This is a genomic window from Aureitalea sp. L0-47, from assembly GCF_026126405.1.
In the GTDB taxonomy this organism is placed as follows: domain Bacteria; phylum Bacteroidota; class Bacteroidia; order Flavobacteriales; family Flavobacteriaceae; genus Pukyongia.
The window spans coordinates 40,211-60,702 of sequence record NZ_JAFMTQ010000014.1; the positions used below are offsets into that span (position 1 = coordinate 40,211).

General features: G+C 43.5%; 17 protein-coding genes. 6 read left to right on the forward strand and 11 right to left on the reverse strand.

All coding sequences use genetic code 11. The features are described 5' to 3' along the window. Window positions 1-237 precede the first annotated feature (237 nt). Genes J1N09_RS12630 through J1N09_RS12640 form a run of 3 tightly spaced genes read right to left on the reverse strand, consistent with a single transcriptional unit; the run spans window position 238 to window position 6,743 of the window. A complete protein-coding gene (locus tag J1N09_RS12630) occupies window positions 238-1,872 on the reverse strand; it encodes an amidohydrolase (protein ID WP_265200594.1) in 1,635 nt (544 codons plus the stop codon). Between the two features lie 19 nt (window positions 1,873-1,891). Beyond that, complete coding sequence (locus tag J1N09_RS12635; protein WP_265200595.1) at window positions 1,892-3,688, reverse strand: TonB-dependent receptor; 1,797 nt, start codon at window positions 3,686-3,688, stop codon at window positions 1,892-1,894. Between the two features lie 34 nt (window positions 3,689-3,722). Further along, window positions 3,723-6,743, reverse strand: a complete 3,021-nt coding sequence (locus tag J1N09_RS12640; protein ID WP_265200596.1) for a tetratricopeptide repeat protein — start codon at window positions 6,741-6,743, stop codon at window positions 3,723-3,725. 251 nt (window positions 6,744-6,994) lie between these two features. Between J1N09_RS12640 and J1N09_RS12645 the strand changes: the two genes are divergently transcribed. Then, complete coding sequence (locus tag J1N09_RS12645; RefSeq protein ID WP_265200597.1) at window positions 6,995-7,456, forward strand: tail fiber protein; 462 nt, start codon at window positions 6,995-6,997, stop codon at window positions 7,454-7,456. Window positions 7,457-7,492: 36 nt separating this feature from the next. Beyond that, window positions 7,493-8,176: a cell division ATP-binding protein FtsE gene (locus tag J1N09_RS12650; protein WP_265200598.1), complete on the forward strand. Its 684-nt coding sequence runs from the start codon at window positions 7,493-7,495 to the stop codon at window positions 8,174-8,176. Between the two features lie 3 nt (window positions 8,177-8,179). Here J1N09_RS12650 and J1N09_RS12655 read toward each other — a convergent pair whose 3' ends face one another. Continuing rightward, the gene (locus tag J1N09_RS12655; protein ID WP_265200599.1) at window positions 8,180-9,805 is read right to left on the reverse strand and encodes a S8 family peptidase; all 1,626 of its coding nucleotides are present in this window, start codon (window positions 9,803-9,805) and stop codon (window positions 8,180-8,182) included. Between the two features lie 96 nt (window positions 9,806-9,901). Here J1N09_RS12655 and J1N09_RS12660 point away from each other — a divergent pair, with 96 nt between their 5' ends. Further along, window positions 9,902-10,783: a glycosyltransferase gene (locus J1N09_RS12660; protein WP_265200600.1), complete on the forward strand. Its 882-nt coding sequence runs from the start codon at window positions 9,902-9,904 to the stop codon at window positions 10,781-10,783. Further along, entirely contained in the window at window positions 10,776-11,702 is a 927-nt protein-coding gene (locus J1N09_RS12665) for a glycosyltransferase family 2 protein (protein WP_265200601.1), read from the forward strand. The genes J1N09_RS12660 and J1N09_RS12665 overlap by 8 nt, the downstream gene beginning before the upstream one ends. Here the strand turns inward: J1N09_RS12665 and J1N09_RS12670 are convergent. Then, window positions 11,685-12,095, reverse strand: coding sequence for a sugar 3,4-ketoisomerase (locus J1N09_RS12670; protein ID WP_265200602.1), 411 nt, complete (start codon window positions 12,093-12,095; stop codon window positions 11,685-11,687). The two genes, J1N09_RS12665 and J1N09_RS12670, sit on opposite strands and share 18 nt — an antisense overlap. Window position 12,096: 1 nt before the next feature. After that, on the reverse strand, window positions 12,097-13,161 hold the full coding sequence (locus J1N09_RS12675; protein WP_265200603.1) for a glycosyltransferase: 1,065 nt from the start codon (window positions 13,159-13,161) through the stop codon (window positions 12,097-12,099). 87 nt (window positions 13,162-13,248) lie between these two features. Here J1N09_RS12675 and J1N09_RS12680 point away from each other — a divergent pair, with 87 nt between their 5' ends. Both J1N09_RS12680 and J1N09_RS12685 read left to right on the forward strand, forming a co-directional pair. Further along, a complete protein-coding gene (locus J1N09_RS12680; RefSeq protein ID WP_265200604.1) occupies window positions 13,249-14,382 on the forward strand; it encodes a glycosyltransferase in 1,134 nt (377 codons plus the stop codon). Between the two features lie 68 nt (window positions 14,383-14,450). Continuing rightward, entirely contained in the window at window positions 14,451-14,933 is a 483-nt protein-coding gene (locus J1N09_RS12685; RefSeq protein ID WP_265200605.1) for a DapH/DapD/GlmU-related protein, read from the forward strand. Here the strand turns inward: J1N09_RS12685 and J1N09_RS12690 are convergent. The 5 genes from J1N09_RS12690 to J1N09_RS12710 are packed head-to-tail and all read right to left on the reverse strand — an operon-like array spanning window position 14,930 to window position 20,457. Then, on the reverse strand, window positions 14,930-15,679 hold the full coding sequence (locus J1N09_RS12690; RefSeq protein ID WP_265200606.1) for an acyltransferase: 750 nt from the start codon (window positions 15,677-15,679) through the stop codon (window positions 14,930-14,932). The two genes, J1N09_RS12685 and J1N09_RS12690, sit on opposite strands and share 4 nt — an antisense overlap. Beyond that, entirely contained in the window at window positions 15,679-17,166 is a 1,488-nt protein-coding gene (locus tag J1N09_RS12695; protein WP_265200607.1) for an O-antigen translocase, read from the reverse strand. The genes J1N09_RS12690 and J1N09_RS12695 overlap by 1 nt, the downstream gene beginning before the upstream one ends. Before the next feature lies 1 nt (window position 17,167). Then, window positions 17,168-18,484: an O-antigen translocase gene (locus tag J1N09_RS12700; RefSeq protein WP_265200608.1), complete on the reverse strand. Its 1,317-nt coding sequence runs from the start codon at window positions 18,482-18,484 to the stop codon at window positions 17,168-17,170. After that, entirely contained in the window at window positions 18,485-19,585 is a 1,101-nt protein-coding gene (locus tag J1N09_RS12705) for a DegT/DnrJ/EryC1/StrS family aminotransferase (protein WP_265200609.1), read from the reverse strand. It abuts the gene before it with no gap. Further along, complete coding sequence (locus J1N09_RS12710; protein ID WP_265200610.1) at window positions 19,582-20,457, reverse strand: GNAT family N-acetyltransferase; 876 nt, start codon at window positions 20,455-20,457, stop codon at window positions 19,582-19,584. Before J1N09_RS12710 ends, J1N09_RS12705 begins: the two co-directional genes overlap by 4 nt. Window positions 20,458-20,492 lie beyond the last annotated feature (35 nt).

Below are 20,492 nucleotides of genomic sequence, written 5' to 3' on the forward strand. Positions count from 1 at the left end.
TGTTGATGCGATTATTTGTTGATGCGTTTATTCGACACTGCTTACTGCTCACTGAAAACTGCTTACTGAACACTGCTTATTGTCTACCATAAACAAATCACAAAAGACAATCCTCAAAAGACAAATAAATCTCAATATCCAATAAAGAAAGAATTCATAATTGGAATTTGAAGTTTGGAATTTATTTGTTATTTGAAAGTTTAGCTTTGGAACTTGATTCCTCAACCAGACATTTGCCTAATCAACTCCAAACACCTTCTCCCCATTAACAAAGGTCGCCAGTACTTTAGTTCCTGGAATTGAGTCTTCCTGAACTTTCATGATGTCACGATCGAGAACCACGAAATCGGCGAATTTCCCTACTTCGATACTACCCTTTTCCTTCTCTTCGAAGTTGGAAAAGGCAGCCCAAATGGTCATCCCTTTCAGCGCTTCCTGCCTGCTAAGGGCTTCCTCCATGCGATAGCCACCCTCCGGGTAATTATCCAGATCCTTTCGTGCTACAGCAGCGTAAAACGTATGCATTGGGTTTACTTTCTCAACCGGGAAGTCTGTTCCCAAAGCAACGATCCCTGCCTGGTTGAGTAAGGTTTTGAAAGCGTACGCGCCTTTAATTCGGTCCGGCCCTACCCGGTCTTCGGCCCAGTACATGTCACTGGTGGCATGAGTAGGCTGAACAGAAGGAATAATATTCATAGAGAAATAATCGAAGTCAGGCAGATCAATCACCTGTGCATGCTCTACTTTCCAGCGAGCATCGGTTTTACCTTCCAGTGCTTTGGAATAGGATCTTAAGACAGCTACATTAGCCGAATCTCCGATAGCGTGTGTGTTCATCTGGTAACCAGCTGCGGCTATTCGCTGCGCCAGGGAATCCAATTGAGCTTCGGTAGTGATCATTAGTCCGAAATGACCCGCCTGATCGCTATACGGTGCTTTCATAGCGGCTCCCCTTGAGCCAAGCGCACCGTCGGCGTACACCTTTACACTGCGGACATTCAGCCGTTCTGTTTTTACAATACCATTTGAAAGAAAATGATCCAGGTTCTCCGGATAATTAGCCGCCATTGCATAGACTCTTATTTTCATTTCATCCGTTTGTTGCAGGCTGTCGAGCAACTCTATTGCTTCACGAGATAAACCTGCATCATTCACAGTAGTAAGTCCGTGCGAAAAGCAGATGTTTTCCGCATCCGTAAAAGCTTTTGCATAGAACTCAGCGTCTTCTTCCGGAATAATTTCACCAACAGGTCGCATGGCGGCATCGATAAGTACTCCAGTAGGCTCTCCGTTATCAACGATTACTTCTCCACCCGGCATTTTTGTTTCTGAAGTAATTCCCGCCATTTCCAGTGCCTTGGAATTACACAGCATTGCATGACCGTCTATCCTTCTAAGCGCGACCGGGGTATCGGGAAACAGTGAATCCAGTTCTTTTTTGGTTGGAAATTCTTTCACCTCCCAATCATTTTGATCCCATCCGCGACCCAAAATGAATTCAGATTTTTTTTCATTCTGAAATTGGACTACCCTTTCCAAAACTTCCCGGTAACTTTTGGTTCCCACCAGATTAACTTGTTGAAGTGTTACACCGAGGTTGAGTAGATGAGCGTGGGCGTCAATCAGTCCGGGAAGGACCACATTTCCGTCGGCATCGAAGGTTTCGGTTGGTTTGTATTTTTCTGAAAGTGAATTTGCCGTTCCTGTTTCGAGGATCTTCCCGTCTTTAACGACGAAGGCTTCAGCCATTCCAAAGGAATCGTCAATGGTATAAACAGTTGCATTGGTAACTAGTAGATCTGCCGGAATCTTTTCCGAAGAACAAGAGAATAAACAACAAACAATAAGCAGTAGTGAGGGTATATATTTCATACCCGAAAGATAGAAAAAATTACTGCCAATCAAACTTATAGGTAGCGCCTACCAGCCCCTGGATACCTTGCACAGGGAAATGCTGCCATCTCTCATAATTCTCTCCTACAAGGTTACTTCCTTTGGCAAAGATCGATAGTCGCTCATTTACCCTGTACCCAATGTGAACGTTAGCGTCTATAAAACTGTCCAGCGTTCTGAATTCCACCATACCATCGCCGAAAATACCAATGTCACCCGTAAAAAGAATGCTTCGTTCACCCACATAGAAAATGGATGCACCGGCATAGATCTCATCTGTAATATCAAAATTTGTAAAGAGGGTGGCTTTCAGATCGGGAAGGTTCCAGGCTTCAGGTTCGTTGGTCATGGAATAGCTAAAATATTCGGCATTGATACCCAAAGCGAAGGAATCATTCACCTCAACTTTTAATTCTCCGAAGACCGCAAGTGTATTCACATCATCGTACACCAGGCCAAACGAATTTCCGTATTCATAACCTTCCGAAGGAGCGACATCGATCACCGGATTCGCTTGAAAAAGTGGTTTATTCTCTTCCTTTCCGTAGGACGCTCTCACATTGTAACCAACCGAATTCGAAAGCTTCCCTTTTAAACCTCCAAAGGCGTTGTACAATTCACTGGTGGGCATGATCTGTAAGGTAGGTGATACGAACGGATTCTCTTCCACGAAGCTATAATAGGTATTTTGACGAAGTCCTCCATCCGCACCACCATAAACTATTAGCAATTCATCCACCAATCGATAGGAAGCCGCAATGCGAGGGTAAATAAAGAAGTTGGATTCGCTATTTTCTGTGTCAAGTCCAACATAACCAGCCACTCCCAGGGAAAGCGTAAGATCTTCATCAACGTACACCAGTGACGGGCTAACGCCTGCATTCAGGTAGCTATAGCTCGTCCCACTTGTGCCGAACAAGCCCCGATCAAAGCTACCGGACAGGTAATTTACATCTCCGTCCACCTTCAAAATGAACTGGGTCAAGGGGAAAGAAAACTCTGGTTGAGCAGAGAAATTGAATTCCGAAGAAGAATAAGAGTCCGTAAAGAAGCGGAGGTTGGCTGTGGCTTTTTCAAAGAATGAATCCTGAAGTGCGAGGCTCCCTCCTACGTAGCCTCCGAAATAGGTTTGCTGAGCGTCAATACCATTTATAAATTCTTCTGAAAGCGCATCGAAATAAACCGGAAGGCCGTACCAATTAACTAGCTGATGCTCGATCCCCGCGTCGGCTGAATAAGTAATGTCTTTCTGCCTGCTCGTATAATTACCATCCAGGCGGGTATCATAATACTTGTTTTCTATTCGCACATCATCTATCCCTCCCTGGGATGAATTATGCCTGAGGAAGAATCCGGCGTTATCCGTCCGGCTTATCTGGAAATTACTGTACAGTTCGGCCAGGATCGATGTGTAATTCCCGAATCCTAACGTAGCGTAATTATCGTACTGCCGAATTGGTTTTGCCTTTTCAACTGACGTTGCCTGACCCTTAGCCGGGGTGAAGGTTGATGCAACAGGAACCGAAAAGATCTGGTACTCCACTTTCTTCTTGGTGGTGTTCACGGAATCGTTCAGCACTGGGGTTTCTTTTACCTTAAATGCATCCGAAATTGACGGAGTATAAGGCTTCACGATGTTCACCACTTCGGTTCCCAGATTATCCTCCTGGGCAGAAGCTATGGTAACACATAGCAATAAGAGGGTGATCACGATTACGATCCTGATTAGTCGTTCGCTATAGGATTGTGAACCGAGGAACATGGCAAATAGTTTGGAGAAAATGTCTTTTAACATTGTCATGATTGTGATTGAATTTTGATTGATGATCTTAATTCTGTTCTGTCTCTATGGAAGCATTTGTCTTGGACTCAGCAGCTTTGATGATGGACAATTCTGCCTTGGCTTCTTCCACAATATCCGGGTAATCCGTAAAATTCGTGATCACGCTTTCCAGTATGTAAGTAGCCTGATAGGCATCGTCCAGGGCATAGAAGTTTTTGGCCATAAGCACAAGTCCTTTGGCTCCAAATTCCTTGTACCCGGAATAATCCCTTGCCAACTTCTGAACTGAAGCATTAGACCCTTCATGATCACCTTCTTTGTTTTTGAAATAGGCATCGAAATAAAGCGCTTCGGCTGCCAACTGCCCGGTTGCAATCTTAGCAACCTCCGTGTATGCGATCCTGGCTTTTTCTTCCTCACCTGTTTCCATAGCAGAACGGGCGATGACCACCTGGGCATCACTCTTGATCGAATTGTCGATCTTTTCCAGCGCAAGTACCTTTTCAGCATAAGTCACAGCATCCGCGTAGTTTTCCAGCTCATAGCTGGCTTTCATGCTATTGGTCTGTGCGAATACAATATTCTGTGGGAAATCGGCTTCTACTTCCAATCGTTTCAGATAGTTAATCGCGCTTTCATAATCTTTCTTTGCAAGGAATATTTCTGAAATTCTCGCGAGCGCCTGTTCCGTGAATTCGGTTCGTTCACGGTCCACCACATATTGATAATGCGGAATCGCTTCCACTCCATTACTTTCACCGAAATAGATCTGAGCAAGGTAGAAATTCGCCTTCAGGGCATGGCGACCGTTTGGAAATTCTGATACATATTCTTCGAAGCGCCCGCGTGCCTGCTTGAGCTTGTTTTCCAGGTAAGGTTGCTCGGCAGCAGCATAGGTGGCATCGTCCAATTCGGCATCCTCTACCTCAACATAACTAAGGCCTCTAACCCAATCGGCATATTCACTAACACGACCCTGATCGATATAGATCAGCTTGGCAGATGCAACCGCCTGCAGCGATTCATCTGAGCCCGGAAAGTCATTGGCCACTCTTTTAAAGATAGAAAGTGCATCATTGCTTCGGCCGGTGTTGTCAAATATCAGGGCCTTTTTCATCAACGCCCGAGAAACATAGCTACTTTTCGGGATCTCGGTAACGAGTTTATCGTAGGTCCGGATGGCATCATCATTCTTTTCTAGAGCAACATAAGTGTTCCCCAATTCATACAGTGCGTCATCCTTGTAAATGGACTTCGGAAAGTTTTGGTTGAAGGATTCCAGTCCTTCGAGTTTTTGGTTGACCCGATCTACAAATCCGTAGCTGATGGCTTTTTGAAAAGCCGCATAGTCTTCGTCCGGAGTTCCAAGAGTGATCGCCTGGTTGTAGTTTTCCATGGCAGGCCAATATTGGCTGGTAACAAAATAGCTGTCGCCCAGTCTAAGGTAGGCATCTTGTTTCCTGGCCGCATCGGAAGTTGCCGACTCTACAAATCCTTTGAAGTAGGTAATAGCGTCCGGGTAATTCTTCAGTTTAAAATAATTATACCCGAGGTTATACTTACTGTTCTTGAATTCCGGGGTAGTTTCCGCCTGTGGCAACTGCAGAAACTGCTTGTAGCCCACAAGTGCCTGGTCGAATTCTGAACGATTATAGTCGCTTTCCGCTTTCCAGTAAACGGCTCTAGCCGTGTATGCAGCATCTCTTGGCTCTTTCAGGGACTTGTCAAACAAAGCTACTGCCTCATCGTAACTACCATCGTTATACAATTCGAGTCCGCGAAGGAAAGTTACTTTCTGGTAGGCAAGTTTGTTTTCGAATGATTTGTTATCCTCCAGCAGTCGAACGGCTTCCTTGTAATTCTTCGAAGTGATATAGGAGTCGATGAGCAGATCTCTCAATTCCTCGTTGTTCTTGTTGTCCGGATAGGTTTCGATAAACGACAATAATACCTGCGGAACCGGTTCGTAGCTGTTCCCGATCTCGTAGCTAAGTTTAGCGTAATTGAGCCAGGCATCTTCACGGATTTCCGGGCTGAAATCCATTTCCGAAGCATTTCTGAAAGCATTTAGAGCTTGTTGTTTCTTATCCAGCTTAAGGTAACTCTCTGCCAGGTGATAATAGGCATTTTGAGACACGGCGTTGTTCCCGTCTATGATCTTGTTGAACTCTCCAATCGCATTTTGAAAATCCCCCTGTTTGTAATAGGCGTAGCCCAATTGGTAGTAGTCGGTATTGGTCCATTTGCCGCGCTTTCCATTGTACTGACTCAAATACCCAATGGCCTCGGCGTATTTCTCGAGATTGAAATAACTTTCGCCTATGATCTTGGCAAGTTCGCTTTTTTCTTTCGGGCTGGAATTATCGAATTGCTCCAATCCCATATCGATCGCCTTCTGAAAATTCCCCAGTTTAAAATTCATATCAGCCTGATAGTAGGATAAATCTTCCGCATAGCGCTCCTCGCCCTGGACTGATTCAAAGAGTTCGGTTGCCTCTTCGTATTCGTCACCTTCATAGGCGATGAAACCCAGGTAATATTTGGCCTGGGCGCCATAGGTAGGTGAATCACTCACCCGGTTGAAGTATTTACTTGCTTCTGAATAACGTTTATTTCTGAAAAAAGCATAGCCATTGTTGAAATTGAATCGTTCGCGTTCACTCCTACCAAGACCGGTTTCATCCACTTTGTCATACCATTTCCTGGCGTAGGAGTATTTGCCGTTATCGAAGTAGTAATTCGCCACGTTGATGTAGGCATCGTTTCGTTTGATACTGGTAGGGAATTCAGAAACAAAATCCTCCATAAGTGCATCGGCATTCTGCTGGTTTAAGCGTACGGCGCAATTTGCGATGTAGTAAGCACAATCTCCCTGAATGGTCTCATCTGTAGCCTCCCGTTTCACCCGGTCGAACAAGGTTTGAGCTGCCAGGAATTGCTCATTGTTGTACAGTTCAACTGCCTTGCTATAGGTTTCGAGATCGTTGGTGAATATTTCGGTTTGCTGAGAGTAGGCTGAAAGCGAAACAACTACGAAGATCGCAGTTATTATAAGGTTTCTGAACATTAGAAATGGGTTTTTAACGCACATAAAGATACAGGTTACTCAAGTTGCCCAATGCCCGAAAGCAAAAGGTTTTTAACAATAAAATCAACAGATTTTGAGTAGTATTCTTACATACGAAAGCCGTTCAGTTTATGTGGTCAGCTTACATTAGTAACGCAACAAAATGGAGATAATTATGTTTATCTTCACAAGCAGAATACAGCAGTTTAAAAATAATGCTACATTTATTGAACATAAAAATCAAGCCATCTATGAAAAATTTCCTCATTCTAAGTTGTTTGCTAATAGTTTCCACATCCTTCGCGCAGCGGAATTTCAGCAACCTAACCGAACGTAACGGGAAAATTGGTATTGGTACGAAGTCCCCGGATGAACTCCTCACAGTAAAAGGAAAGATCCATACACAGGAAGTCCTGGTAGACCTGAATGGTGCGGTGGCTCCCGACTATGTATTTGAAAATTATTTTTCGGGTGCTTCGGAATTGAAGCCGGAATACAGCTTTCCTACCCTTCAGGAAGTGGCATCTTATGTGGAGGAACAACATCATTTGCCCGGCATTCCTTCAGCAAAAGAACTGGAAGCGGAAGGTCTCTCTCTGAAAGAAATGAATTTGCTTTTACTTCAGAAAATAGAGGAACTCACACTCTACACCCTCGAGCAACAAAAAGAAATCGAAGCCTTGAAAGAAAAAATGGCCAAACTGGAAGAGTAGCCAATTAATTGAATATTTTTGTAGTAAACGATCTGTATGTCCCAACCTGTTTTATCTCTCAAAAACGCATCGATCTTTCAACGAGAGAACCTCATCCTTTCAGATGTCACTGTCTCCGTTCAGGAGGGTGAATTCGTCTATTTAATTGGAAAAACCGGTACAGGGAAAAGTAGCTTCATGAAAACGCTCTACGGAGACCTGCCCTTGTTGAAGGGCGAAGGAGAAATAGTAGGCTACGATCTCCCTACGCTTCAGGAAAAAGACATTCCCTTCTTAAGAAGAAAACTAGGGGTGATCTTCCAGGATTTCAAACTCCTTAACGATCGCACCGTGAAAGATAACCTCATGTTTGTATTAACAGCTACCGGCTGGAAGGACAAAAGTGAAATGGACAGCAAGATTGACGAGGTGCTGGATAAGGTAGATATGAAGACCAAGAGTTTCAAATATCCTTATCAACTTTCCGGCGGTGAACAACAGCGCGTGGCCATTGCAAGGGCATTATTGAACGATCCCGAGTTGATTCTTGCCGATGAGCCTACTGGTAACCTTGATCCCCAGACAAGCGTAGAAGTGATGGAAGTGCTACAGGAGATCAATAAGAACGGGAATACCATCCTTATGGCAACTCACGATTACGCCCTTCTCCTGAAATATCCTTCGAAGACGCTAAAATGTGATGATCAGCAAGTATTCGAGGTTGTTCAGAAGACTGTTTAGAGGTTATTCGGGGAAACCCTCTCGCAACACCAGGTCGCATTCCTTTTCCAGCGACGGATCAACCTTAAGATGTATGTTTCCTTTTGAATTTGGCCGAAGTATGGTGTTTGGGCCAATCGTGATACTGTTTTTAACGGTTAAATTGAGTGTAGATTCCTTTGTAAACTGTTGGTTGCGAATAGTCACATTTTCAGCATGGGAAGTTATCTTAAAATCCCACCGACTGAATTTCTGATCCTGGATATAGGCTGTTTCACCTTCAGTATATAATTTATAAACCATTTCCACGGCCTTACCAATATTCAACATGCCGGAGCCATAAAGCCCTAGAAAGGGTTCATTGGGTTTTATATGATCTATGTTCCAGGAAGTCATTTTTAGAATACTTTCCACCTCATCCACGGGCAAACAAGGATTAAGTGAGAACATCAATCCTATGGTCCCTGTTACAAAGGGAGCAGTTGGGGAAGTTGCTTCGTATTGAATATAAACAATCTCATTTTCCAATAGGAATTTGGGAAGTTTCCAAACTCCTACCGACGGTGTAAGAATGTCTATCTTATCGTTTAGTGTAGTTGTAGAAACCCTATAGATATTCGGAGTGACGGATAGGTCATTGTTTTTGAAACCCATGGTCCTTCCAATATAGCCCCGTATGTTCGATGCATAGTAATTACCCTTTGGACCTACACCATAATTGTCCAGCGGATCAGCATACTTGTACATTGCCGTGCCTACAGATATAACATGATCATAAGAAGCAGGATAGTACAACCATTCTCCTTTATTCTCACTGTACGGCCGGTTACCGGCTCCGGCCACAATAATTGTCCCGTTCTCGAACATTTCATCGATTACCGCCTGGGCAGTATCGTAATATCGAGATGAAACCCAACTACAATTGATCACTCTAACACCCATATCCGATAATTCCTTGAGTTGGTCAAGTGTCTTGTAGCTGCCATAGGAAGTGGTATAGATCCCGCAATCGTAGCAAACTCCGGTCCCTCCGTACGCATTATTTCCCTGGGCAGCGGCTATTCCGGCGACTCCCGATCCGTGGCCTTTCACATTTGGTGATTTTCGGATCACTTTTATTTTTCCTTTGAATTCGGCATTGACTGTATCCACTTCGGCGTCGGATATACCTACTATGGTTTCCCTATCACCTGTGGTATAGTACCAGGCCCTGGGCGCTTCCATAAAATCAAGGTAATCCAGATTAAGTGGTAAACCTTGGTTTTCACCTATAGTGCTGGTAATTCCATAGTCGTTGGGCTGAAAGATCTTTTTATCCTCTTGAGAGATCTCTTCACCAAATTCGAAAATATCCCCCGCCCACCGAAGCAAATTATTCATGGTTTCAGGGTTATCCGAGATCACAAAGAATGTCCTTTTTAACTCATCCTTTTTTGTCCCTCTGAATGTTTTCTTGAACACTTTGATCTTGTTCTCGCTGAATGTACGCTCAAGGCCGGGATGATCACCTTTGTAGTCAATTTTATCGGCTAATTGCTTCAGCTCGGGTTCAAAAATCGTGTCCTTGGCCCGCATATAAAACCAGTGCTCCGTTTGCGCCCAACCCGAAACAGTAAGTGATAGAAAAAGTAAGCTGATTATAATTCGCATGGAAGTCTTATGTATCAAAGGAAAGGTAAAGAAAAAAAACTAATTCGCCCCGAATTTCGTTATATGCGATATATTGTACATTTGTTGTATTCTTGAATGATCTCGATACTCATCCCAACATATAATTATGATACGACGCCCCTGGTTCAAAACCTGTTGGATCAGGCAAAAAGTTTGAAGCAGTCAGTTGAAATACTGGTCTTCGACGATGGCTCTATAAACTTCAGGGAGGAGAACACGAAAAATGGCGAGTCGGAGCAGGTTACCTATCAATATTTTGAAAACAATACAGGACGTAGCGCTATCCGCCAAAAACTTGCCGAACAGGCTTCCCATGACTTGCTCCTATTCCTGGATGCCGATGTGCTGCCCGAGTCGAGTAATTTCCTCGAGAAATACGTCAAGACTGCTAATGATGGTACAATGGTACTATGTGGGGGAGTAACCTACGATTCCACACCACCTTCTGAGGATAAAATGCTTCGCTATGTATACGGAAAGGAACGAGAGGCTAAGTCGGCCGCCGTACGGTCAATAGAACCGTACATCATAGTTACGGCAAACATGCTTATTCAGAAAGATCTGTTTCTGAAAATAAATGAAGACCTTACGAACTTCTACGGGGAAGACCTGTTGATCTCATGGAACCTAAAGAAACTAGGCGTGAATGTATCACATATCGACAACCCGGTGGTGCATCTCGGACTTGAAGAATCCGCAAACTTTCTGGAAAAAGCGAGGAGTGCGATTACGAATATCGTCCGACTGGAAAAAGAGGGGAAAATTGGTGAGGATTTTATATCCTTGCAGCGCGCTTATGGCAAATTAAAACGATTTGGTGGTTTGGGGTTATTCCATTGGATCATGAGAAGAATGAACCAAAGAATACGGGCAAATGCTCTATCACACCGCCCAAGTATGTTCTATTTCAACTTACTACGGTTGTCTCACTATGCTGAACTAAAGAAAAATGGTTGAATTCTCGGTCGCCATAGCGGTTTATAACAAACAGGACTATATCGGTAAGACGCTGGAAAGTGTCTTGAACCAAACATACCGGAATTTTGAAGTGATCATTGTAAATGACGGATCTCAGGATAAAAGCGAGGAAGTTATTCTGTCATTTAATGATCCCAGGGTGAAATATTCCCGTCAGGAAAATACCGGTGCTGGAGCCGCGCGAAATGCAGCAATATCTAAGGCCACCAAACCATGGATCGCTTTATTGGATGCCGATGACATCTGGTACCCGGACTACCTGGAAGAGCAGTCCCGCCTCATTCAGAAGTTTCCTTCAGAAAAAGTCTTCGCCACGAATAGCATGATCCATCGGGATGGAAAATTCTTAACGAGGGACTATTCGTTTACACTGCCAAAGGAAGATACTGTATTCAATTTCTTTGAAGCCAGTCTCAGGGATTCTTTACTGAATAGCTCCCTTACCGTGGTGCACAGCGATGTGCTTTCTGAAGTAAACTACTACGACACCTCCATCAAGAGTGGCCAGGACACAGATCTGTGGGTGAAGATTGGACTGCGCTACAATGTGGTTTTCAGCCCGAAAGTTTGTGGATATTATGAGATCAATGAAACGAGTCTATTTGAATCGGCAAGAAAAGTTTCAGAAAAAACAACCTTCGAAGCATACGAACATCTGGAAAAGGATAATAAACCTTTAAAGAAGTTCCTGGATCTAAACCGTTACTCTATCTGCATGATCGCAAAATTTGAGAGAAACAAAGAAGCTTTTAATAAGCTATATCCCAAAATTGACCTGAATAACCTCTCTTTCTCGCAACGTTTGCTACTGAAGATGAACCGGCCATTACTGGTCCTGGCAAAAAAAACACAAAACTTGCTTTCGCGTCTTGGGATTCGGTTAAGCTCCTTTAAATAGGAGGAATTGGGCGTAATCACGAATATAATCCGCCTCATCATATTCACCTGACGAGGCCACCAGGCAGATAGCCCCTGAGGTGAAATTACTCAACCCCCTCCAGGTTCCTGTTGGGATGAGCAAGCCCCTATATGGCCGATTAAGTGTAAAAGTTCGTTTGGAATGTCCATCGTCCAGAACCACATCGAAGCTTCCGTTAAGCGCAACCAGGAATTCCAATTGTTCTTTGTGGGCATGTCCGCCTCGGGAAGAATCACCAGGAACGTCGTAGAGATAATAGACACGCTTGATCTCATAAGGAAGTAAGTCCTTTTCGATCACAGATAAGTTACCCCGACCTTCAGGATCGATGATCTTGGGAATTTCGATAAGTTGAATTTCGTCCAGGTTCATTTTATTCTAATAATTTCTTCCAACGTGCAGCAATTGCCTCCATTGAGAAGGCCTCAATAGACGATTTTGCATTCGATGATAGTCGTTCATATAACGAATCATCATCTTTAATCTTGCGGATCGCTTCAGAAAATAAAGGTAGGCTTCTTTCGGGAATCAACAAACCATTTTCTCCATCTACAACAATTTCCGAAGGACCCGAAGCAATATCCAAAGAAATCACAGGAGTACCCACGGAAAGTGATTCAACAAGTACCATTGGAAAGCCTTCGTACCTACTTGTAAGTACCGTAGATCGCGCATATTTTATCACTGGAAATGGGTTTGGCGTATGTGGAAGGAAGTCAACATGTGCTCCCGCTGCAGATTGCTTAGCATATTTTTTTATATCCTCTGAATCCGGTCCATCTCCCATGATCACCAAATGTGTTCCCTGTTTCCAAACCTCTGATTGTTCAAATGCATCAATTAAAAAACGCAGATCTTTGATCTCGTCTACTACCCTACCGTACCACAACAGGTATTGTTTATCACGAAGCTGAATTGGAAGTTCATCTCCTACACTTACCCAATTAGTATCGAAGGCATTATAAATAGTAACAGTATTGTGAATTCCTGATGAATTCAGCAACTCGGTTTCAATATATCGGGAAACAGCTACAGTTGCGTAGTTCTTTGAATAAATGTCAATCATCCGTTCCTCTTTTTCCGAGAAATAGGAGAATTTATTAGAACTGTGAACGACATAGATCCTACGAATTCCTTTATACACATACCTGTCGTAGAACATCTCCCTTTTACTTTCATTTTTCGGACGGTGATCTATGATGAAATCGAAATTATTGCTCCTGAGAAAACGCTTTAATTTGTAAGCACGGTAGAGTCGGTCACCAAAAGAATCATTTTCTTTTTTGCCTTTCCCAAGGTTAAGCAATGTTCCCGAAAATGCCTGGTCCACCCTATCCTGAAGGATCACCGTATGAACCTCATAGCCCAAAGAATCCAGCATATTGGAAAGCATGGCGCACGACCGTTCTGCTCCTCCTTTGCCGAGTGACGTTGCCACCAGGCACACCTTAATTTTAGCCGATTTCGGAGGCCTCGTCATTAAATATCTTATTTTTGAAGATGATGCAGCAAATATAACGCATTTATGAAGATACTATTGGTTGGGGAATACAGCCGCTTGCACAACTCTCTCAAGGAAGGCCTTGTAAAATTAGGACATGAGGTAACCATTGTCGGTAGTGGAGATGAATTCAAAAAGTACCCTGTCGATATTCAGATCAAGAGTAAATTCGAGAAGGGCTGGCGCAAAAAATTCATGGTGTTGTGCTATAAACTCTTCGGAATAAACCTCAAAGCAAATAGCATCAAAAATCAGTTCTTCGAGCATGCTGAAAAACTTAGAGGCTATGATGTGGTTCAGCTCATAAATGAAAGTCCGCTGGGTGCAAATCCGGAGGTAGAAATGGAATGTATCGACTTTCTGAAATCGAATAATAAGCAGCTTTTCTTACTTTCCTGCGGAACAGATCATCTGAGTGTGAAGTATGCCCTCGAAAAGAAATTTCGTTATTCAATTCTAACTCCTTTGTTCGAAGGAAGGGTTTCCGAAGCCGATTTCGATCCGGTTCTGAAATATGTGCGTCCCGAATACAAAGCCTTACACGATTTTGTATTTGAAAGGATAGAAGGAGTGATCGCTTCGGATCTCGACTATCACATACCACTTATAGGTCATGAAAAGTATCTCGGGATGATCCCAAACCCTATCAATACCAAAAAGATCGAATATATCCCTCTGGAGCCGACTGATAAGATCGTAATCTTCCATGGGATTAATCGGCCGAACTACTTTAAAAAAGGCAGTGATTATTTTTCCAAAGCCTTGAAACGACTTAAAATTTCTCACGGGGATCGCATTGAGATCATTACCGCTGAAAGCGTCCCTTATGCCGAATATATCAAGTTGTACGATAGGGCGCACATCCTCCTTGACCAGGTCCTGGGTTATGACCAGGGGTACAATGCCCTGGAAGCCATGGCAAAGGGAAAGGTGGTTTTCACAGGGGCCGAAAAAGAGCATACAGATTATTTCGGACTTACGGAAAACGTGGCCGTAAATGCCAGTCCTGATGTGGATCAGATCTACGAATCCCTGGTAGATTTAATTGAATCACCAGTGAGAATTCAGCAAATATCAAGATCGGCCAGGGAATTTATTGAGAAGGAACATGACTATCTGAAGATCGCGCAGAAATACCTCGATATCTACACAGCTTGATCGGATAATTCGATCAACATTAAGCCACTATTGATTACCTTTGTGCCAAATTACTTCAACCTATGAGCATGAATGTTATATCCGACAAAGCCATTATTGGTAAAAATGTACAGATCGGTTCGTTTTGTGTGATCGACGAAGGGGTCGAAATCGGCGACAATACTGTCATCAAGAGTTATGTTGAATTGCGAAGCGGCACCAAGATCGGGAAGAATTGTTATATCGATTCTCGAGTGTCGAGTTCCGGTAATTGTGTGATCGGAGATAATGTGACGGTTAGATACGACAGTATTCTGGCTCGTGGTGTTAAAATTGGCGACGGGTCGTACATCTGCCCGAAAGTAATGACCAACAACCTAAACACGGAGAAAGAGCAAATTGGAGGTGCGCATCTGGGCAGCAATGTATTTGTGGGTACCGGCTGTGTTTTACAGCATGGGATCGAAATTGGAGACAACAGTGTACTAGGTGCCTTATCCTTTGTTAATAAGCACGTACCACCTAATGAAGTTTGGTTCGGGAATCCTGCTTCTTTCAAAAAGAAACTTTAGTATCTCCAGATATCCTTGTTCCGAAGTAACATGTCCTTTTCCGACTCCCAGTCGCGTACATAATTTGTTTTGAGAAGTTTTGCGGGTATACCCCCTAACAGAATATTGCTACCGTACTCGGTATAGTCACGGTTGCACATGGAGTTTGATGCCACAACACAGGAATCCGGTGTTTTTGTATTGTTCATAATAGAGACTCGATTCGAGATGGTGTTGTAATTCCCAATTTCGATCGCCCCTGCCATAGGGACATATTTCCCAGTAGTAAGGTCTTTCATAGGGTGAGCTGTGGTGTCCACAACCTGTGATTCATAACCGATTCCCGCCCAGTTACCAAGAACAATTCGGTGAGTACAAATAAACTTGACATTTGAACCCAGGCAACCCATATCACCAAATTCGCAGTATCCGTTATGATGGATAAACACAAAACAATCTTTCCCTATATGTGCCCTGTTCTTAAAGACAATAGTTCCTTCGATGTCGAGTTCGGCCGTCCCGCGGTGGGTAGTCCCACGCTCGAATTGCAATCCGAAACCAATCATTCCCTTCTTTATTGGCCCTTCTATTATTACCTTACCCGTAATATTGGTGAACTTCACTGGCCCATAGAACATAACAGGTAACTTAATGGCCGTGGACAGCGGAAATTTCTTGAAATTAAAGTAAATTGTTTTACCCCAATTAACAGAGCAGTGACGCCTGTATTTACGCTTGAAATTCCGGTATATTTTTCGAAGCCCCATTATTTCTTTCTTCGGTTTATAAAATCTCGTATCACCCCAGCTATGTCCATTTTCTTATTCAGGAAATATACAGTAAAAATAACAGACAGCAGAGCGAGGAATCCCTGGAATACATAACGTTGCAGGTCACCTTCTAAGTATCCGATAGCAAAGCCAGCCCCAACCATTATGGTGCAGACGATAAATATTCCATAGAATTCCGCGGAAAGATAAAAGCTATACCTGAAATAGGTTATCACTGCCAGTCCGACAAAATGCACGAAGTAATAGATACAAAAGCTAATTCCCAGACCTTCCAGGCCTCCCAGGTTGTATCCCAGCACATTACTCGCGACTAGTAATGCACTAAATCCTATAGCGGTTTTAATGAACAAGGACGAATCACCCTTGGCGATGATCACATAACCAATGGACCAGGATGCCGCTTTAAACAGCATTCCAAGGATCCCCCAGCTCACAAAGATCACAACCGGCAGGAAATCCCCGGAATATAATATTGTAATGATTAACGGAGCAAATACCAGGAATAACAATATGATGGGCGTAATTAATAAAACCGCGATATAGGCTTGTTCAAATACTGTTTTTCGCACTTCAACCATGGAATCTGTGATCGCCGAAAGTCGAGGGAAATAGTCGGTGGCCATGGCGTTGAATATAAGTCCAACGTATGTATTCAGGATCACGATCCCGGCCGTGTAGTAACCCACTTCGCTCACACCTCCTTCAGAACTGATATAGATCTGGATGATGTATGCTGCCAACAAGGCGATCATACTGCTCACGCTTAAAGTAATACCCAGTTTTACCATTTCCTTTCCTTCGGAAAAGACATTCTTCGTAGCAACTTCCACTTTTTCGAGCTTCGTTTTTGCCCTGTAATAACTAGTAAAAGCAAAGCTGAGTAAGGTCGAAATGATAATGGCGGGCACAATTGCATCCAGCCTGAAAAAGTAGTACAGAGGCACAGTGATAATCAGTCCGGCGAGGTTACCGAAAACATTGGCAGAAGCCAGGTGCTTTAGTTTCCGGAGGCCTTGAAGAACCGCCAATTCTCCACTTGCAAGCTGCTTGAAAAGTAGAGCCAGGGCGATCCACACGAACGCCAGGGAAAAGGAGGTATCTCCAAACGCCAGTTTACTCAACAGCCAGGAAAACACCATCATTAACACAGCACCAACCACGCCCGTAATCCAGACTAGTCTTCGCAGCACTTTCACAGTTCGGGCGACCTCAGTGTCAGTACCATTCTTCAGGGAATATGAGATATCTTTCACACCACTTTTATCAAGGCCGAGGTTTGTTGCACCATTCACAAGATTCAGAGTAGTGTTTAACAGCCCGGCGATCCCCATTCCTTCTGGGCCAATGAAGAGGGCGATGAATTTTGATCGAACGATCGAGATGAGGATATTGAAGACCTGGACACCCCCAAATAGTGAGGTGGCCTTCATAACCTGTCTGTATGAACTTTTTTGATCGCTCATGCTAACTATTATTCGATTCTGAAGTTAGATCATCCGGCCTGTCCGGGTTTTTTCTGAAATAGCGGATCAGAAGGAGTAATACAACCACAAATAGTACAGCGTATCGGATAAGGTGTGCAATAACAACCCCTTCCACTCCGTAATCGGTGATCAGGTAACGCGAAAGCACAAAAAAGAGTGCCACAGAGACCAATTCAGTAAAAACAAAATTCCAAACTAGTTTCTTCGCGATGAACTGATGGATAAGTACAAGTGTGGCCAATCTCACAAAATCACCGGCCAGTTGCCACTTGAACAAGGGCGCCATTCCATCGAAATCAATAAAAATGTATTCGATAAAAAGAAATCGCATGAAGTAAATGATGAACATCCCCACGGCAAATAAGGGAAGTAAGGTCTTGTAGATTACTCCAACTTCTTTCTTAAAATCATTCTGCGTTTTGATACCCACGAATTTTGGTATCACATACAGTGTGAACAAGGCTGAAGAGAAAACCATATAATTCTTAGACAGGGTTGTCATACCGGTCCAGATACCGGCATCCGACTCCGAAAGTCGGTTTGCAAGTACCGATCGAATATCAATCTCCACCAAATTCATTAGCACTGTGGATGCAACCGACATCACCGTAAATGCCAGTAGTCTTTTGGCAAACGGAGTGGCTAATTTCAATTTGCTGAATTGCACATACTCTCTAAGCACCTTTATGAAGATGAACAACATAACGATCACCTGTAATACTGGGATCACGGCAATCGCGATCAAGGCACCATCCAGGTCGTAATTATAGAGTAAGATGAGCGTTAGAGCCGCTCCCAGCAGGTAGGCTGTGAGTTCGATGGCAGCGAATTTCTTGTACCTGGACAAGCCGTTCACGATCCCATTGAATACCCTTTGAATTGAAATAAAGGGGACGATTACCGACACAAGCTTTATGATATATTCGTATTCCCGAGTGTAAAAGAAGTACTCACTGATCCAGCCCGAACCAAAAAACAAAACCGCAAAGCACAAGGCGCTACCCAGGATGGTAAAGACAAAGGTTGTGGAGAACAATCGTTGAAGTTGCTCCCTGTCTTCTTTGTATTCGGCAACGTATTTAACGACACCATTGAAGGTTCCGAAGGAGGTAAGCGACATCAGGATCTGACCCAAATTTCGCAGGGAGCCGATCTTCGCATATCCGGCTTTCCCGGTAAGCTCGGTAAGCTCACGCTGTAGAAAAAAGGCAACAATCAGACGCACCACAATAACTGTCGCATTCAACGACGTCATCTTCAGCAAAACATTGTTCCGTATAAATCTCGGGATCTTCAATTAGTAATTATTTAATACCTGGACCACCTTGTCGACCTCTCCATCACTCATTACAGGGGAAATAGGGATACTTACTGCTTCCTCATGAATGTGTTCACATACAGGGAATTTCAAGTGACTGTATTCCTTTAATGCGCCCTGTCTGTGTGGTGCAATTGGATAATGAATGAGACAACCGATGCTGTTGGATTTTAAATATTCCATAAATCCAACGCGATCGGACACACGTACCACAAACAGGTGAAAGATATGATCCTTTTTACCCGAATAGGAAGGCATAGTTATTTTCTCATTTTGAATTCCCTCGAGATATTTAAGAGCGATTTCTCTTCTCCGCTCATTATCCTGATCCAGCAATGGCAGTTTACACAACAGGAAAGCAGCCTGAAGTTCATCCAGTCTCGAATTGAAGCCTTTAAGGTCGTTCACGTACTTGGAGGAAGCCCCGTAGTTTCGCAATTTTCGAATTACTTCGGCTAGTTTAGCATCATTGGTTGTAACCGCTCCTCCATCTCCAAGGGCACCGAGATTCTTGGTAGGATAGAAACTAAATCCCGCTGCGTCCCCCAGGTTACCAGCCATTATTCCTTCGGAATTCATCGCACCATGACCTTGTGCCGCGTCTTCGATAACCAACAAGCCATGTTCCCTTGCAAATTCGTTGATCACCTCCATAGGCGCCAGTTCGCCGTAGAGGTGAACCGGCATAATAGCTACTGTCTTTTCCGACAGGTGATTTGTCAGGTCCTCCGTTTTGAAATTATAATTGGACGTATCTGCTTCCACCAGGACCGGAATCATACCCACCTGTTTTATTCCAAGAATAGTAGCGATATAGGTATTCGAAGCCACCAGTACCTCGTCTCCTGCTTTTACTTTTCCCATGAGCTTATAGCCTTCCAGGATTAGACGTAAAGCATCGAGTCCGTTGCCCACACCAACGCAGTGTTTGGTCCCGCAATAATCTGCAAATCGGCCCTCAAAAGCAGTCACCTGGTTTCCCAATATGTAATAACCAACATCGAGAAAATCCTCGAAAACCGACTTGAATTTATCTTCAAATCGTTGGTTGATCTTATGTAAATCCAGGAATTGGATCATCTCAGTTCGATGTTTAATTGCTTATAAGATGCAGTAGGCAGTAAATAGTTGTCTATAGTATGAGCTCTTGCCCCACAGGTTTCCTTCCAGAATATGAGACCGGCACTCAGCGCGGCTCCATTTTCCAGGCTGGACGTATTGAAGTTGAAATAACGCCTTCCTTCGGAAAACTCGTTTATGATGAAGTCGTAGCAAAGATCTAGACTACCGTATTTATTTTTGTCAGCATTGCCCGACACGTATTGAGGATGCACTGTTGTTTTTGTAAGAAATACAGTAGTTCCAGCCACAATGTTGCCATCCGAATTATAAACGTTCACTTGCTTGATATTATCGGGAAACCTTGAAGTGAGTAATTGAATCTCTTCCAGGGTGTGCACGGGCTCGGAGTCGTGTTTCTGCTGAAGATTGGGAATAAGGATCTCGTTCCAGAACCCTTCTATATTATCATCGATAGTAACTCGTAAACCATGACGAACCGCCTTATTGATACCTTCTCTTCGGTTTTTCTGAAAACGGATTTTATGATCGTAATCGAGGACCATTAATATATCTCGTTTAAGCAACTTCCCACCTGCCCTGTGCATCAGGTAATCGATCTCATCGGAAGGAACAAGATGGTACAATCTTGGGATCATTCGGATTTCAATATCCTGAACACCCTGTTCATTTAAATACTTCAATACCTCAGCAAATGCGTCGAATGTATCTTGAAGTTTAGCTTTTTCAGACAATACGAATCCGCCGTAGGTCAACCCCTGATGTGAGTGCACCCTACTACCTTTCTTATTTGCGGGAAGTACTGCGAATAACTTACCTTCCTTAAATACGAGCAGTGAGAAGTCTTCAAACCGATCGCTGTGATATTCCATGAAACCCCGTTGAAAAAGGAATGTTGCATTTTTAG